Origin of the sequence: Rhizobium sophorae (genome assembly GCF_013087515.1) — a bacterium.
Classification (GTDB): domain Bacteria; phylum Pseudomonadota; class Alphaproteobacteria; order Rhizobiales; family Rhizobiaceae; genus Rhizobium; species Rhizobium sophorae.
In genome coordinates, this window is sequence record NZ_JABFCN010000066.1 from 283,598 (window position 1) to 298,825 (window position 15,228).

Annotated in this window: 15 protein-coding genes; 8 read left to right on the forward strand and 7 right to left on the reverse strand. The window is 61.5% G+C overall.

All coding sequences use genetic code 11. The features are described from left to right. Nucleotides 1–41 precede the first annotated feature (41 nt). Nucleotides 42–362: a chorismate mutase gene (locus G9X64_RS33570; protein ID WP_168312948.1), complete on the reverse strand. Its 321-nt coding sequence runs from the start codon at nucleotides 360–362 to the stop codon at nucleotides 42–44. Nucleotides 363–378: 16 nt separating this feature from the next. Then, complete coding sequence (gene ffh, locus G9X64_RS33575) at nucleotides 379–1,962, reverse strand: signal recognition particle protein (protein WP_168312947.1); 1,584 nt, start codon at nucleotides 1,960–1,962, stop codon at nucleotides 379–381. Nucleotides 1,963–2,475: 513 nt separating this feature from the next. Here ffh and G9X64_RS33580 point away from each other — a divergent pair. The 6 genes from G9X64_RS33580 to G9X64_RS33605 all read left to right on the forward strand — a co-directional run bounded on the left by G9X64_RS33580 (nucleotide 2,476) and on the right by G9X64_RS33605 (nucleotide 7,870). Next, entirely contained in the window at nucleotides 2,476–2,679 is a 204-nt protein-coding gene (locus G9X64_RS33580; protein ID WP_012759368.1) for a hypothetical protein, read from the forward strand. Nucleotides 2,680–2,797: 118 nt separating this feature from the next. After that, on the forward strand, nucleotides 2,798–3,703 hold the full coding sequence (gene dapF, locus G9X64_RS33585; protein ID WP_171378280.1) for a diaminopimelate epimerase: 906 nt from the start codon (nucleotides 2,798–2,800) through the stop codon (nucleotides 3,701–3,703). Next, on the forward strand, nucleotides 3,700–4,974 hold the full coding sequence (gene mtaB / locus G9X64_RS33590; protein ID WP_171378281.1) for a tRNA (N(6)-L-threonylcarbamoyladenosine(37)-C(2))-methylthiotransferase MtaB: 1,275 nt from the start codon (nucleotides 3,700–3,702) through the stop codon (nucleotides 4,972–4,974). Before dapF ends, mtaB begins: the two co-directional genes overlap by 4 nt. Nucleotides 4,975–4,990: 16 nt before the next feature. Continuing rightward, nucleotides 4,991–6,565: a signal recognition particle-docking protein FtsY gene (gene ftsY, locus G9X64_RS33595; RefSeq protein ID WP_171378282.1), complete on the forward strand. Its 1,575-nt coding sequence runs from the start codon at nucleotides 4,991–4,993 to the stop codon at nucleotides 6,563–6,565. 76 nt (nucleotides 6,566–6,641) lie between these two features. Further along, entirely contained in the window at nucleotides 6,642–7,286 is a 645-nt protein-coding gene (locus tag G9X64_RS33600; RefSeq protein WP_003543660.1) for a septation protein A, read from the forward strand. Continuing rightward, a complete protein-coding gene (locus G9X64_RS33605; RefSeq protein ID WP_168314843.1) occupies nucleotides 7,283–7,870 on the forward strand; it encodes a DUF2585 domain-containing protein in 588 nt (195 codons plus the stop codon). The genes G9X64_RS33600 and G9X64_RS33605 overlap by 4 nt, the downstream gene beginning before the upstream one ends. 160 nt (nucleotides 7,871–8,030) lie before the next feature. Here G9X64_RS33605 and G9X64_RS33610 read toward each other — a convergent pair whose 3' ends face one another. The 5 genes from G9X64_RS33610 to ccmA form a co-directional block, all read right to left on the reverse strand. Further along, nucleotides 8,031–8,639 carry a DsbE family thiol:disulfide interchange protein gene (locus G9X64_RS33610; protein ID WP_171378283.1) on the reverse strand — a complete coding sequence of 203 codons (609 nt, stop codon included), beginning with the start codon at nucleotides 8,637–8,639 and terminating at the stop codon, nucleotides 8,031–8,033. Beyond that, nucleotides 8,636–8,815 (reverse strand): heme exporter protein CcmD, encoded by a 180-nt coding sequence (gene ccmD / locus G9X64_RS36895; RefSeq protein ID WP_168312941.1) that lies wholly within the window; start codon nucleotides 8,813–8,815, stop codon nucleotides 8,636–8,638. Before ccmD ends, G9X64_RS33610 begins: the two co-directional genes overlap by 4 nt. A gap of 2 nt (nucleotides 8,816–8,817) precedes the next feature. Next, complete coding sequence (locus G9X64_RS33620) at nucleotides 8,818–9,579, reverse strand: heme ABC transporter permease (RefSeq protein WP_171378284.1); 762 nt, start codon at nucleotides 9,577–9,579, stop codon at nucleotides 8,818–8,820. A gap of 48 nt (nucleotides 9,580–9,627) precedes the next feature. Continuing rightward, nucleotides 9,628–10,287 (reverse strand): heme exporter protein CcmB, encoded by a 660-nt coding sequence (ccmB, locus tag G9X64_RS33625; RefSeq protein WP_168312939.1) that lies wholly within the window; start codon nucleotides 10,285–10,287, stop codon nucleotides 9,628–9,630. A 226-nt stretch (nucleotides 10,288–10,513) separates the two neighbouring features. Then, on the reverse strand, nucleotides 10,514–11,161 hold the full coding sequence (gene ccmA / locus G9X64_RS33630; RefSeq protein WP_171378285.1) for a heme ABC exporter ATP-binding protein CcmA: 648 nt from the start codon (nucleotides 11,159–11,161) through the stop codon (nucleotides 10,514–10,516). Nucleotides 11,162–11,423: 262 nt separating this feature from the next. On the opposite strand from ccmA, the gene acnA reads away from it, so the two are divergent. Beyond that, complete coding sequence (gene acnA, locus G9X64_RS33635; RefSeq protein ID WP_171378286.1) at nucleotides 11,424–14,114, forward strand: aconitate hydratase AcnA; 2,691 nt, start codon at nucleotides 11,424–11,426, stop codon at nucleotides 14,112–14,114. Between the two features lie 233 nt (nucleotides 14,115–14,347). Further along, the gene (locus G9X64_RS33640; RefSeq protein WP_168312936.1) at nucleotides 14,348–15,088 is read left to right on the forward strand and encodes a DUF1223 domain-containing protein; all 741 of its coding nucleotides are present in this window, start codon (nucleotides 14,348–14,350) and stop codon (nucleotides 15,086–15,088) included. The last annotated feature ends 140 nt before the right edge of the window (nucleotides 15,089–15,228 follow it).

The window sequence follows — 15,228 nt, forward strand, 5'->3', positions numbered from 1 at the left end:
ACTCCTTGGGCTTTTCTTGACCGCTTCGTTAAGCGGTACGGTTATCGGGCTGCAGCGCTTTGTTCAGCGTGATCCGCAGCGATCTGCTCATGATGCCGGATGACTTCCTTGATGACGAAGTTCAGGAACTTCTCGGCGAAATCCGGGTCCAGATTGGCGGCTTTCGCCAGCTGGCGAAGGCGTTCGATCTGGTATTCCTCGCGCGCCGGGTCGGCCGGCGGCAGATTGTATTTGGCCTTCAGCACGCCGACCTCTTTGGTGCAGCGGAAGCGTTCAGCCAGCATGTGCACGAGCGCCGCGTCGATATTGTCGATCGACTGGCGGTAGCTCGAAAGCTGGGCTTTGACGTCTGGATCAATCATGGGGTAGGCGATCCTTTCACTTCTTCTTGGGCAATCCGGGCAGGCCCGGGAAACCACCACCAAGGCCCGGCAGCTTTGCGCCGCCAAGACCGGGCAATCCGCCCGGCAAGCCTCCGCCTAGACCGGGCATACCCCCACCCGGTTTTCCGAGACCCGCGGCTTCCGCCTGCTTCTGCAGCGCTTCGAGCTGCTTCGGGTCGATATTCGAGAGATCGGGCATGCCGCCCATGCCGCCGAGGCCCCCCAGCCCCATCTTGCCGGCAAGGCCGCCCATCATCTGCTTCATCATGCCGCCTTTGCCCTTGCCGCCCATCATCTTCATCATGTCCGCCATCTGGCGGTGCATCTTCAGAAGCTTGTTGATGGCGGCGGCATCGGTGCCGGAGCCGGCGGCGATGCGCTTCTTGCGCGAATGCTTGAGCAGGTCGGGATTGGCGCGCTCGGCCCTGGTCATCGACTGGATGATGGCGATCTGGCGGCCGAAAAGTCTGTCGTCGAGGCCGGCTGCGGCCATCTTGTCCTTCATGCCGGCCATGCCGGGCATCATGCCCATGATGCCGCCCATGCCGCCCATCTTCTGCATCTGGCGCAGCTGGTCGGCCAGGTCATCGAGGTCGAACTTGCCCTTGGCCATCTTGGCGGCCATGGCCGCCGCCTTCTCGGCGTCGATGTTTTCGGCCGCACGCTCGACGAGCGAGACGATGTCGCCCATGCCGAGGATGCGGTCGGCGATGCGGCGGGGATGGAATTCCTCCAGCTCGCTCATTTTCTCGCCGACGCCGATCAGCTTGATCGGCTTGCCGGTGACGGCGCGCATCGAAAGGGCGGCACCGCCGCGGCCATCGCCATCCATGCGGGTCAGCACCAGACCGGTGATGCCGACGCGTTCGTCGAAACTGCGGGCGAGGTTGACGGCGTCCTGGCCGGTGAGGCTATCGGCGACCAGCAGGATTTCATGCGGGTTCGACCGCTTCTTGATGTCGGCCATCTCGACCATCAAGGGCTCGTCGATATGCGTGCGGCCGGCGGTATCGAGGATGACGACATCATGGCCGCCGAGCCTGGCCGCCTGCACGGCGCGGGCAGCGATATCGGTCGGTGACTGGCCCGATATGATCGGCAGCGTGTCGATATTGGCCTGCGCGCCGAGCTGGCGAAGCTGCTCCTGGGCTGCCGGACGGCGTGTGTCGAGCGATGCCATCAGCACCTTCTTCTTCTCGCGCGTCGTCAGTCGATGGGCAATCTTGGCCGACGTCGTCGTCTTGCCGGAGCCCTGCAGGCCGACCATCATGATGACGACAGGGGCAGCGGCATGAAGGTCGACGCCGACGCCTTCGCCGCCCAGCATCTCGATCAGTTCGTCATGGACTATCTTGACGACCATCTGGCCGGGCTTGATCGACTTCAGGATCTCGGCGCCGACGGCTTTTTCACGCACGCGGTCGGTGAAGGAACGCACGACGTCGAGCGCGACGTCGGCCTCCAGCAACGCACGGCGAACCTCGCGCAGCGCTGCGGAAACATCCGCTTCCGAAAGCGCGCCACGGCCTGTCAGTCCATTCAGAATGGATCCAAGACGGTCCTGGAGGTTTTCAAACATCGGCTCTTCCTTGATACGTTTCGGGCGGGTTGGGATATGCCCGGAAACGTCGTGCTTTTCCTTGACGAAAACAAGACGCAAAGCCAAAAAGCACCCGAGGGCGCATCGCGCTGTCGGGTGTTGACCTCCGGGATCTCAGGTCCCGGTCGGCGGCTCGGAGTCGTGTGGCTCGTCGCGGATTGGGCGCGATAAACAGGAAAGCCGCGCGAAAGTCAAGGCAATGCGGACAAATGACCGCATGACCGACTTCTTAAAAGCTGTGTGACGAGAGGGCGGTCGTGTTTCATCCAGTGGTTGCAGTGAAAGTACATATTTAAACGAAGTGATGTATTGGCTTGCACAGTCCGCCAGGGTTTCGGGTTTTGCCGATAAATATTCTCACTCGGGCGGCCGAATTCGCTGTCAGCGCCAGTTGCAAATTATTCTGCCTATGATTCTACTTTCTACTTAAGTGCGTCCTGTAAAATGATTCGTGAATATCCTTGATGCCGAATTAATCGGCGGAGATATCGAATGCTAAATGCTGATATTGAGAGCTGGGCGCTGGCGCGGGCCCATCATATTGTCCTGAACGAAGGCCTGAATCTGGCGAAGGCGGCACAGGATCTGGACCGCAAACGGTCCCGCTCGCTGGTCTACGAGCTGAGAAAGGTCATCACCGCAGCTATTGTCGAAGCCCATGCCGCGTCCTTCGATCCCGACGGTGCGCAGCGGTAAAAGCCGAACTGCTGCCTCGATGGGGTCAGCGGGCCGTAACGCCTGCCCGGCACTCACCCACTGGTAATTCCTTCGCATTTCCGCCATATACACCGGAAAGACAGACGGAATGATACCCATGAGCGCAACGGTCGAATTCGCGAGGATGAACGGGCTTGGCAACAAGATCCTAGTCGTCGACATGCGCGGCCGGCCGGACAAAGTGACGCCGGCGGCGGCGGTGACGCTCAATGCCGATCCCCAGACTGAGTTCGATCAGATCATGGCGATCCATGATCCGAAGGCCGAAGGCACCGATGCCTTCATCGATATCCTGAATTCCGATGGCTCGAAGGCGCAGGCCTGCGGCAACGGCACGCGCTGCGTCGTGCAGGCGCTTGCCGCCGAGACCGGCAGGAAGGTCTTTACGTTCCAGACGGTCGCCGGCATCCTCAACGCCGTCGAGCACGAGGACGGGACGATCTCCGTCGATATGGGCCGACCGGTGTTCGATTGGGACAGGATCCCGCTGGCGGAAGAATTCCACGACACCAGCCGCATCGAGTTGCAGATCGGCCCGATTGACAAGCCGGTGCTGCATTCGCCTTCGGCGATGTCGATGGGCAATCCGCATGCGATCTTCTGGGTGGACAGGGACGTGATGTCCTATGATCTCGCCCGCTTCGGACCGCTGCTCGAAAACCATCCGATGTTTCCCGAGCGCGCCAATATCACGCTGGCGCAGGTGACGTCGCCGACATCGGTGACGACGCGCACCTGGGAGCGCGGCGCGGGGCTGACGCTTGCCTGCGGCTCGGCTGCCTGTTCTGCTGCCGTCAGTGCCGCGCGCACCGGGCGTACCGGCCGCAAGGTGACGATTAATGTGGCAAGTGCCAAGCCGCCGGGCGTGCTTTCCATCGAATGGCGCGAGCACGACGATCACGTGATCATGACCGGCCCTGCCGAATGGGAATGGTCGGGCAGGGTCGATCCTTCGACGGGTCTCTGGTCGAGCGATGGTACCCGAGAGGCGGAGGCGCAGTGAGCGGCATCGAGGTCATTACCTTCGGCTGCCGCCTCAACACATATGAATCCGAAGTGATGAAGGCGCAGGCTGAGAAGGCCGGGCTCAACAATGCCATCCTGGTCAACACCTGTGCCGTGACCGGCGAGGCCGTGCGCCAGGCCCGCCAGGCGATTCGCCGGGCACGGCGCGACAATCCGCATGCCCGCATCATCGTCACCGGCTGCGCCGCGCAGACGGAAAAGCAGACCTTTGCCGCGATGGTAGAGGTCGATGCCGTGCTCGGTAACGAGGAGAAGCTGACGAGCGCCTCCTATCGCAGCCTGCCGGATTTCGGCGTCTCGGCCGAAGAGAAGCTCCGGGTCAACGACATTATGAGCGTCAAGGCGACGGCGCCGCAGATGGTCAGGCATATCGACGGCCATGTGCGCGCCTTCATCCAGGTGCAGAACGGCTGCGACCATCGCTGCACCTTCTGCATCATTCCCTATGGCCGCGGCAATTCCCGCTCCGTACCGATGGGAGCCGTCGTCGACCAGGCCCGCAATCTCGTCGACGGTGGTTATCGCGAAATCGTGCTGACCGGCGTCGATGCCACCAGTTATGGCGGCGATCTGCCGGGCGCCCCGACGCTCGGGCTTTTGGCCAAGACGCTGCTGAAGCAGATCCCCGATATCCGTCGCCTGCGGCTTTCCTCGATCGACAGCATCGAGGCCGATGCCCATCTGATGGATCTCATTGCCGACGAGCCACGCTTCATGCCGCATCTGCATCTGTCGCTGCAGCATGGCGACGACATGATCCTGAAGCGCATGAAGCGACGGCATTTGCGCGCCGACACGCTGCGTTTCATCGAGGATGCGCGTCGCCTTCGCCCCGAGATGAGCTTCGGTGCCGATATGATCGCCGGCTTTCCCACAGAAACCGAAGAAATGTTCGACAATGCCGTGAGGCTGGCGCAAGAGGCTGGCATCGCCCATCTGCATGTCTTCCCCTACAGCCCGCGTCCCGGCACGCCGGCCGCCCGCATGCCGCAGCTCGACCGGTCGCTGGTCAAGGATCGCGCCGCAAGGCTGCGCGCCGCTGGACATATGCTGTATCGATCCCATCTCGATCAGATGATCGGAACCCGGCAATGGCTGCTTGTTGAAAACAACGGCCTGGCGCACACGGAGAACTTCACGCTGGTAGCAGCCCCCGGCCTTCGTCCCGGCGAACTTGTGCCGGTCACGATCACCGGCCACAATGGCAAGCATCTCGACATGCAATTGACGGCCGCAGCCGCGGCCTGACTTTCACGGAATCCTCATGGCGCTCAGTTTCATCAAAAAGGTCTTCACCTTCGGCAAGCCGGCTGAAGAACCTGTGCCTGCTGCCGTGGAAAGGGAGCTGGAGCCACGTTCGCGCGACGAAGATCTGCCAATCGCGGATGATCCTGTTCTTCCCGAAGAAATGGATACGGCCGGCGGGCCGGCTGCCGATATCGGCGAGGGCGGGGTCGAAGCACCGGTTGCTGAAGACGATGTCGAACCCTCAATCCTGCCAGCTGCGGATCAACTCAGCGATATGGGTGTCGTACCGCTTTCATTGCTGGAAGCCGAGGCAGCAGCGGAGGCGGAGACTGAAATCCAAACGGTCGCCGAAACCGTTGCGGAAATACCCGCTTCTGTCCCTCTGGGACATCTCCCCCGCGAGGCGGGAGATCATGTGGAGACCGGAGCGTTAGAACAGCCGGCTGACCTCGAAGAGATCGTTGAAAAGCTTCCGGAAGAGATTTCGACTGAGGGTGATGCAGGGCTGGATTCGCCCTTCCAGCCATTCTCCCCACCTGTGGGGGAGATGCCCGGCAGGGCAGAAGGGGGTAGCCCCCCGGCAGAACCGGAGACCGGCTCTCCCATCCTCCCCAAAGGTTTTGCCACCGGCCCCAAGGTCGTCGAGCCGGAGCCGATTGCCCCGCAACCGAGGCTCAGTTGGTTCCAGCGCCTGCGCAACGGCCTTGCGCGCACCTCCTCGCAGCTGACCAGCCAGATCACCGCGCTTTTCACCAAGCGCAAGCTCGATGACGAGACGCTGCAGGATCTTGAGGATCTGCTTATCCAGGCCGATCTCGGCGTCGAGACTGCCATGCGCGTCACTGATACGCTCGCTTCCGAGCGCTATGGCAAGGATGTCACCGGCGAGGATGTCAGCCGCATCATGGCGTCGGAAATCGCAAAAGTGCTGAAGCCGGTCGCCAAACCGTTGCAGCTCGACCTTTCGCATAAGCCGCATGTCATCCTCGTCGTCGGCGTCAACGGCACGGGCAAGACGACGACGATCGGCAAGCTTGCGGCGAAGCTTTCCGGCGCCGGGCTGAAGGTGATGCTGGCTGCCGGCGATACTTTCCGTGCGGCGGCGATCGAGCAGTTGAAGATCTGGGCCGACCGGACCAATTCCGAATTCATCGGCACCAAGCTTGGCGCCGATGCCGCCGGTCTTGCCTATGATGCCTTCGAACAGGCAAAGGCGAAAAAGTGCGACGTGCTGATCGTCGATACCGCAGGCCGCCTGCAGAACAAGGCAGAGCTGATGGCCGAGCTCGAGAAGATCGTGCGCGTGCTCGGCAAACTCGATCCCGATGCCCCGCATACCGTACTGCAGACGCTCGATGCCACGACCGGGCAGAACGCGCTCAGCCAGGTCGAGATCTTCCGCAACGTCGCCGGTGTCAACGGGTTGATCATGACCAAGCTCGACGGCACGGCGCGTGGCGGCATTCTCGTTGCCATCTCCGCCAAGCACAAGCTGCCGGTCTATTTCATCGGCGTCGGGGAGGGCGTCGAGGATCTGGAGCCGTTCGAGGCCGAGGATTTTGCCCATGCCATTGCCGGACTTGGGCAATGATGCCACAGATATGCCGCCGAAAGCCTGCAAGGCACGGCCGGAAACAGGTTTCCAGGAAAACAGGTTTGAAGAACGCATGAGCACCGAAAGCGATATCACCCCGTCTGCTGCCGACCGGCATCATCCGCTGCTGAAACTGGCGCTGGAACTCGGGCCGCTGATGATCTTCTTCTTCGCCAATCTGCGCGGCCAGTGGCTGGTGGAGACCTTTCCCGCTCTTTCCGAATTGGGCGGACCGCTGTTCGTTGCGACCGGCCTCTTCATGGCGGCGACGATCATCTCGCTGATCGTTTCGAAGATCGTGCTCGGCCATCTGCCGATCATGCCTTTTGTATCCGGCATCGTCGTCGTCATCTTCGGCTCGCTGTCGATTTGGCTGCAGAACGAGACCTTCATCAAGATGAAGCCGACCATCGTCAACGCGCTCTTCGGCGTGGCGCTGCTCGGCGGGCTGGCCTTCGGCAAGTCGCTGCTCGGCTATGTCTTCAACGCCGCCTTCCAGCTCGATGCCGAGGGCTGGCGCAAGCTCACCATCCGCTGGGGCATCTTCTTTCTCTTCCTTGCGGTGCTGAACGAAGTCGTCTGGCGCAATTTTTCCGACGGTACCTGGGTCGCCTTCAAGGTCTGGGGCACGATGCCGATCACCATCATCTTCACGCTGGCGCAGATGCCGCTGGTGCTGAAACATAGCGTCAACCTGGAAACGGAAGGCGAGAAGTGAGCGCTGTCGACGTAGAATCTCGCGTAAGACACCAGAACTTCTGGTTTGCCGCCTGCCTTGTGGTCCTGGTCATTCAGATCGCTGCCGAATTTATGATGGGCCGCGTGCCGATCTGCGCCTGCGGTTATGTCAAGCTGTGGGAGGGCGGGGTCAATACCAGCGGCAATTCGCAGCATCTGTCGGATTGGTATACGCCGTCGCACATCATCCACGGCTTCCTGTTCTACGGGCTCGCGCATCTCATCCTGCGCGGCAAGCCGTTGGCGGCAAGGCTGCTGCTGGCGCTGGTCATCGAATCCGGCTGGGAGCTGCTCGAAAACTCCCCTCTCATCATCGACCGCTACCGCACGGCGACGATCGCGCTCGATTATTACGGCGACAGCATCCTGAATTCGGCGATGGACACCGTCTTCATGTGCGTCGGCTTCTTCTTCGCGCGCCGCGCACCGGTGGCGCTCACGGTTGCGATCGCCATCTTTTTCGAGATTTTCACCGGCTACATAATCCGCGACAACCTGACGCTCAATGTTGTGATGCTGATCTGGCCGGTGGAGGCGATCAAGGTCTGGCAGGGTGGGGGTTAAGACCCTCCCAACCCCTTCCCACCAGGGGGAGGGGCTAACTCGTGGCACCGCCTCGCAAACCGGGCCAACTGCACACTGGACGTTCGATAGGACGCACGGCAAGAGCCGCGTTAAGCCTCTCCCCCTTGTGGGGAGGGTTGGGGAGGTCTTCGAGGAATCGTTACGAGGCCGGCTTCCCGAGCGCCTTTTCCATCGCAGGAAAAAGCCCTTCCTTCAGGCTGATATCGTCGAAGGGTCCGACGCGCTTGTAGAGGATCGTACCGTCAGGCCCGACCAGATAGCTTTCCGGAATGCCGTAGACACCCCAGTCTATCGCTGCCTTGCCGTTCGGATCGATGCCGATCGCCCGAAAAGGGTTGCCGAGCTCGCCGAGGAAACGCAGGGCGTTGTCGCTCTGGTCCTTGTAATTGATGGCTACGACGTTCAGGCGTCCGTCTTTTGCCAGTTCCTTCAATAGCGGATGTTCGTCCCGGCAGGGGAGGCACCATGAGGCGAAGACGTTGACGAGGGTCAGCTTGCCCTTGATTGCCGCGTCGGTCAGCGCCGGAAGGTTGGCCCCGTCGAGCGGCGGCAGGTTGAGCGCCGGCGCCTTGGTGCCGATCAGGGCGGAGGGAATTTCGGCGATGTTCTTGCCATGGAAATCCTGGTCGTAGAGCATTTTTGCCGCCGTGGCCGCAATGCCGCCGAAGACGACGAGCGGCAACAGCGCCAATGCGTAACGGCTCAGTCCGCGCGGCTTGGCGGCGGTGTTTTCCGGCGTGTCGTTCATTCGCCATCCCCCACACTGTCCTTGGGGCGCGCCGAACGGCGGCGGATGCCGGCAGCCTCAAGGGCTGCAAGCTCCCTGCGGCGGGCGCGGCCGTCGATCCAAGTCCAAGCGGTGACGGCGACCGTCACCAGGGCTGCAAAGCCATAGGAAGCGTAGACGTAGAAGGCATGAGTCACGACTAATCCTCCCGGCTCGCCATGCGAGCGGCAAGACGGCGCTGGGCGGCAATGCGGCGGCGCCAGATATCGTTCCTCATCGCCATGATGTGCAGCGTGAAGAAGAGCAGGGTGAAGGCGATCGCCATGACGAAGAGCGGCCGCAAGAATTCCGGATCGATCGCCGGGCCGTCGAGGCGCAGCACGCTTGCCGATTGGTGCAGCGTGTTCCACCACTCGACCGAGAATTTGATGATCGGGATGTTGACGAAGCCGACGAGGATGAGCACGGCGCTGACGCGCGCGGCCTTCGACGGATCGTCGATGGCGCGGCTGAGCGCAATCAGCCCGAGATACATCAGGAAGAGGACGAAGACGGAGGTCAGCCGCGCATCCCAGACCCACCAGGTGCCCCACATCGGCTTGCCCCAGAGCGAACCGGTGACGAGCGCCAGCAGGGTGAAGGCGGCGCCGAGCGGGGCTGCGGCCTTGGCGGAGACATCGGCCAACGGATGGCGCCAGACCAGCGTGCCGATCGCCGAGATGCTCATAATCGTATAGCACATCATCGAAAGCCAGGCCGAGGGGACGTGGACATACATGATGCGCACGGTCTCGCCCTGCTGGTAGTCGCCTTCGGTGGCGAAGCTCAGATAGAGGCCGACCGCGAAACAGAGGGCGGTGATGCCAGCCAGCCAGGGAATGGCGCGCGCCGCCAGCGCCAGAAACCGGGTCGGGTTGGCGAGATCACTGAATTTGCTGATGGCAAGGCTCGTTTCGCTCATGTCCGCTTCCTTACCTTGATCCGGCTTTTCCCGCAATCGAACGCCCCATCAATCCGCTGTGTTTCGCAGCGCCAGGGCGGCGGCTGCCGGGCCGATGACCGCGAAGAAGAGTGTCAGCGCAATGAGGATCAGGAAGGGCGGCAGGAAGGGGGCGGGATCCTCGACTGCGGCATAGGTGGCGCTGACGCCGAAGATCAGCACCGGGATGGTCAGCGGCAGCACGAGGATCGAGACCAGCAGGCCGCCGCGGGGCAGCGCCACGGCAACGGCAGCACCCACGGCGCCGATGAAGGTGATGGCGGGCGAGCCGACCAGCAGCGTCAGCATGGTAGCCCCGATCGCCGTCTCGTCCATGTTCATGAAGAGGCCGAGCAGCGGCGAGGCGATGACCAGCGGCAGGCTGGTGGCCGTCCAATGGGCGAAGCATTTGACCAGCACGGTGAGAACGAGCGGCGTTTCCTGCATCAGCATCAAATCGAGCGATCCGTCGTCGCGCTCGGCCTGGAACAGGCGGTCGAGGCCGAGAAGGGCGGCGAGCAGGGCGCCGATCCAGACGATGGCGGGGCCGATGCGCGACAGCAGTTTGAGATCGGGACCGACGCCGAAGGGAATGACGGCGACGATGGTCAGGAAGAACAGCACGCCGATCAGAGCACCGCCGCCGGCGCGAATCGAGAGCTTCAGGTCGCGGAGGAGGAGGGCGGTCATGCGGGGCAGCTCTCTGGATGTGCGGTGGACGGGGCACCCCCCTCTGTCTTGCCGGGCATCTCCCCCACAAGCGGGGAGGTCGGCTGGATGCTCTCGCTTCCCAAAACAATCAGCCATCCAAATCGGCAATCCGGTTTCGAGGCGGAAAATCTGAGCAGCTTGTGATCTCCTCTCTTGTGGGGGAGATTCCCGGCAGGGCAGAGGGGGGTAGCTACGTCGACAAACATCAACCCCAAATCCCCGCATCCACGCCGGCAAAGCCCGTCATCTTCAATTCCTGGGTATTTTGCAGCCCCAAGGGCTGGTGCGTCGCCGCCAGCACGATGCCGCCCTTCTCCAGATGCGCTCCAATCAAATCGGCAAGCAGCCGGTCGGCGCTGGCATCGAGTGCCGCGGTCGGTTCGTCGAGGATCCAGATGGGACGGTGGGCGACAAGCAGCTTGGCGAAGGCTATCCGGCGCTGCTGGCCGGCGGAGAGGTAACCGAAGGGAAGGTGGGTGATGCCGGAAAGACCGACCGCATCAGCGGCGTCCTCGACGGAAAGGCTGGCGGCGGAGCCTGCATTGCCGAGAAAGGCGCGCCAGAAATCGAGGTTTTCTGCAACCGTAAGTTCATTCTTCATTGCATTTCGATGGCCGAGGTAGTGGCTGATTTCCCCGGGGTGCCTGCCTCCCGGGCTCTCTTCGCCGTGAAATATGACAGTGCCTTTTTCCGGCCTGAGGAGGCCGGCGACGACACGCAATAAAGTGGACTTTCCCGATCCATTTCTACCCGTGAGGACAAGCGCCTCGCCGGCCCCCAAGTGAAAGGAAATGTTAACGAAAAGAAGATCTTCACCGCGCCTTGCAGCCAGGTTTTCGGCGGTGAGATGCATGCGTCTGCTCTTTCTTGGTTTCGGCTCGCGGCGGAGTCAAAAAATGTCCGATTTTGACTGTGCTCGGGTATGGCAAGTTTTTAGGAAATTATCTATAAGACCTGCAACCACGCCAGCGGTCGGCGTGAATTTCATCCTTGCGCCGAACTTGGAGCGTCTGTTCCACGTGCGGACAGCGGAAATGGCCGTACCCGCATCCTGATGTGCATTAAGTGCATAGGCGTTCGCACGACTGTGTTGGCTATCAGAAACGGGGTATCTCGTGTCTAAATCTCTTGACAGTTTCAATTGTCGTTCCACGCTTTCCGTCAACGGGAAGGACTATGTCTATTACAGCCTGCCCAAGGCTGAGGCAAACGGTCTGGGCGGCGTGTCGAAGCTTCCTTATTCGATGAAGGTGCTGCTCGAAAACCTGCTGCGCTTCGAAGACGGCCAGTCGGTCACCAAGGAGCACATCCTGGCCGTTGCCGAATGGCTGAACAATAAGGGTGCGGTCGAAAACGAAATCGCCTATCGCCCGGCGCGCGTGCTGATGCAAGACTTCACCGGCGTTCCTGCCGTCGTCGATCTTGCCGCGATGCGCGACGCGATGGTGTCGCTCGGCGGCGATCCCGAGAAGATCAACCCGCTCGTTCCCGTCGATCTCGTCATCGACCATTCCGTCATCGTCGACGAATTCGGCACGCCGCAGGCTTTTGCCAGGAATGTGGAGCTGGAATACCAGCGCAACGGCGAGCGCTACCGCTTCCTGAAGTGGGGCCAGCAGGCCTTCAAGAATTTCCGCGTCGTGCCTCCCGGCACCGGTATCTGTCATCAGGTCAATCTCGAATATCTCGGCCAGACCGTCTGGACCAAGGAAGAGGACGGCGAGACGATCGCCTATCCGGATACCTGCGTCGGCACCGACAGCCACACGACGATGATCAACGGTCTCGGCGTTCTCGGCTGGGGTGTGGGCGGTATCGAAGCGGAAGCTGCGATGCTCGGCCAACCGGTCTCGATGCTGCTGCCCGAAGTCATCGGCTTCAAGCTGACCGGCAAGCTCAAGGAGGGCGTCACGGCGACCGACCTCGTTCTCACCGTCGTGCAGATGCTGCGCAAAAAGGGCGTCGTTTCGAAGTTCGTCGAATTCTTCGGCCCCGGTATGGACAACATGCCGCTCGCCGACCGCGCGACGATCGGTAACATGGGTCCGGAATACGGCGCCACCTGCGGCTTCTTCCCGGTCGACGGCGAAACCATCAACTATCTCACTATGTCCGGCCGCACGCATGACCGGATCGCCCTCGTCGAGGCCTATTCGAAGGCGCAAGGGATGTGGCGCGAAGGCGACGGTTCCGAGCTCGTCTTCACCGATACGCTGGAACTCGATCTTAGCGACGTCGTGCCGTCGATGGCCGGTCCGAAGCGTCCGGAAGGCCGCATTTCGCTTGAGAACATCGCGACCGGTTTTGCCGGCTCCATGGATGCCGACTACAAGAAGCCCGGCCAGTTGAACAACCGCTATGCGGTTGAAGGCACCGACTTCGATCTCGGCCACGGCGACGTGGCGATCGCTGCCATCACGTCGTGCACCAACACTTCCAACCCGTCAGTGCTGATCGCCGCCGGCCTTCTTGCCCGCAACGCCGTTGCCAAGGGCCTGAAGACGAAGCCGTGGGTGAAGACCTCGCTGGCGCCTGGATCGCAGGTCGTCGGCGAATATCTCGCCAAGTCGGGCCTGCAGGCCGACCTCGACAAGCTTGGCTTCAACCTGGTCGGCTTCGGCTGCACCACCTGCATCGGCAATTCCGGCCCGCTGCCGGCGCCGATCTCGAAGACGATAAACGACAAAGGCCTTATCGTTTCCGGCGTTCTCTCCGGCAACCGTAACTTCGAAGGCCGCATCTCGCCCGACGTGCAGGCGAACTACCTCGCATCTCCGCCGCTCGTCGTTGCTTATGCGCTTGCCGGCACGGTGCAGAAGGATCTGACCAAGGAGCCGATCGGCGAGGACCAGAGCGGCAACCCGGTCTATCTCAAGGACATCTGGCCGACCTCCAAGGAAGTCCAGGAATTCATCCTCAAATACGTGACCCGCGAGCTCTACGAAAGCAAATATGCCGATGTCTTCAAGGGCGACGTCAACTGGCAGGCCGTTCAGGTCCCGCCAGGCCAGACCTATGCCTGGGACGACAATTCGACCTATGTCCAGAACCCGCCCTACTTCGTCGGCATGGGGAAGAAGGGCACCGGCGTCTCCGACATCAAGGGCGCCCGCGTTCTTGGCCTGTTTGGCGACAAGATCACCACCGACCACATCTCGCCGGCCGGTTCGATCAAGGCGGCATCGCCGGCCGGCGCCTATCTCATCGGCCATGACGTCGCCGTTGCCGATTTCAACCAGTACGGCACGCGCCGCGGCAACCATGAAGTGATGATGCGCGGCACCTTCGCCAATATCCGCATCCGTAACCACATGCTCGGCCCGAACGGCAAGGAAGGTGGCTACACCATCCACTACCCGTCGAAGGAAGAGACCTCGATCTACGACGCCGCAATGCAGTATAAGCAGGAAGGCGTGCCGCTCGTCATCTTCGCCGGTGTCGAATACGGCAACGGCTCCTCGCGCGACTGGGCTGCCAAGGGCACCAACCTGCTCGGCGTCAAGGCGGTGATCGCCCAGTCCTTCGAGCGTATCCATCGCTCGAACCTCGTCGGCATGGGCATTATCCCCTTCGTCTTCGAGGAGGGAACGACCTGGCAGAGCCTCGGCCTCAAGGGCGACGAACTCGTCACCATCGAAGGTCTGGAGAAAATCAAGCCGCGCGAGAAGAAGATTGCCAGGATCACCTATGGCGACGGCACCGTGAAGGAGGTTCCGCTGCTGTCGCGCGTCGATACGCTCGACGAGGTGATCTACCTCAACAATGGCGGTATCCTGCAGACGGTTCTGCGCGACCTCGCTGCCTGATTTTTAAGAGACTCCCCTGATAATGGCCGCCGGAGAGCAGTTTCCGGCGGCTTTTCTTTGCGGCGACAGTATTTAAGCGGGGCTCACGATGATTTGTTTTACGCAAGTTCCCGTCGACCTACGTCTCACCCGTTCGTGACTTTTCGTTTGGACCCGGAAGGATTATTCGTACGTTCATATGTCAGGGCCCCGGTTCAAACATGCCGTCGGCGCTGAAAAAGAGGTGCAGGTGAATGTCCCCCCGTTTTTTGATTCCGCTGATTGCCGGCGTTGTTCTCTCAGGCCCGCTGCAGGCCGAAGATGGCACGCCGAAAGGTGTCGTCGAACTCTTCACGTCGCAGGGCTGCTCCTCCTGTCCTCCCGCTGATGCCGCTTTCCGCAAGCTGGTGAACCAGGGCGATGTCATCGCGCTCGCCTATCATGTCGATTACTGGAACTATCTCGGCTGGGCCGATACGCTGAGCTCCAAGGAAAACACCGAGCGGCAATATGGCTATGCCAAGACGATGGGCCGCAGCAACGTCTACACGCCGCAGGCCATCGTCAACGGACGAGGCCATCTGGCCGGCGCCGATCTGAATGGCATCAACAACAAGATCGACACCTATAGCAGCGAAGGCAACGGGCTGACCGTTCCGATCAGTGCCGCGATGCGCGGCGACGAACTGGAGATCAAGATCGGCGCGGGACAGGGCAAAGCCAATGTCGTGATGGTCTATTTCGATAAGGAAAAGACGATCGATGTCGAAAAGGGCGAGAACAGCGGCCAGAAGATCTCCTATCTGCACAGCGTCACCAATGTCGAAACGGTCGGCATGTGGGACGGCAAGGCAACCAGCCTGACGCTGCCGGCCAGCGTCCTGCAGCGGCCGCAGCTCGAGGGCTGCGCCATCCTGCTGCAATCGGCGACCGCAGACGGCGATCCGGCTGCGATCCTTGGCGCGACCGTGGTGATGGCTGGCAAAAATATTTGAGATTCCATCCGGTTTCGGATGAAGTGCCGGGCGGCCCGGCCGAGCGTATTCGGGGCTGGGGTTAAGGTCGATACGCTCCGCCGGGCCCTTTGGCGCGCTGGCGCCAAACCCGAATTCATAAATCTCCTGCAAATGAGGCG

Coding starts and splice junctions, on each gene's coding strand:
- ccmA (WP_171378285.1), bottom strand. CDS start 11,161: ATGCATCTCACCGCCGAAAACCTGGCTGCAAGGCGCGGTGAAGATCTT.
- ffh (WP_168312947.1), bottom strand. CDS start 1,962: ATGTTTGAAAACCTCCAGGACCGTCTTGGATCCATTCTGAATGGACTG.
- G9X64_RS33570 (WP_168312948.1), bottom strand. CDS start 362: ATGATTGATCCAGACGTCAAAGCCCAGCTTTCGAGCTACCGCCAGTCG.
- G9X64_RS33640 (WP_168312936.1), top strand. CDS start 14,348: ATGTCCCCCCGTTTTTTGATTCCGCTGATTGCCGGCGTTGTTCTCTCA.
- G9X64_RS33610 (WP_171378283.1), bottom strand. CDS start 8,639: ATGAACGACACGCCGGAAAACACCGCCGCCAAGCCGCGCGGACTGAGC.
- G9X64_RS33600 (WP_003543660.1), top strand. CDS start 6,642: ATGAGCACCGAAAGCGATATCACCCCGTCTGCTGCCGACCGGCATCAT.
- G9X64_RS33580 (WP_012759368.1), top strand. CDS start 2,476: ATGCTAAATGCTGATATTGAGAGCTGGGCGCTGGCGCGGGCCCATCAT.
- ccmB (WP_168312939.1), bottom strand. CDS start 10,287: ATGACCGCCCTCCTCCTCCGCGACCTGAAGCTCTCGATTCGCGCCGGC.
- dapF (WP_171378280.1), top strand. CDS start 2,798: ATGAGCGCAACGGTCGAATTCGCGAGGATGAACGGGCTTGGCAACAAG.
- ftsY (WP_171378282.1), top strand. CDS start 4,991: ATGGCGCTCAGTTTCATCAAAAAGGTCTTCACCTTCGGCAAGCCGGCT.
- G9X64_RS33620 (WP_171378284.1), bottom strand. CDS start 9,579: ATGAGCGAAACGAGCCTTGCCATCAGCAAATTCAGTGATCTCGCCAAC.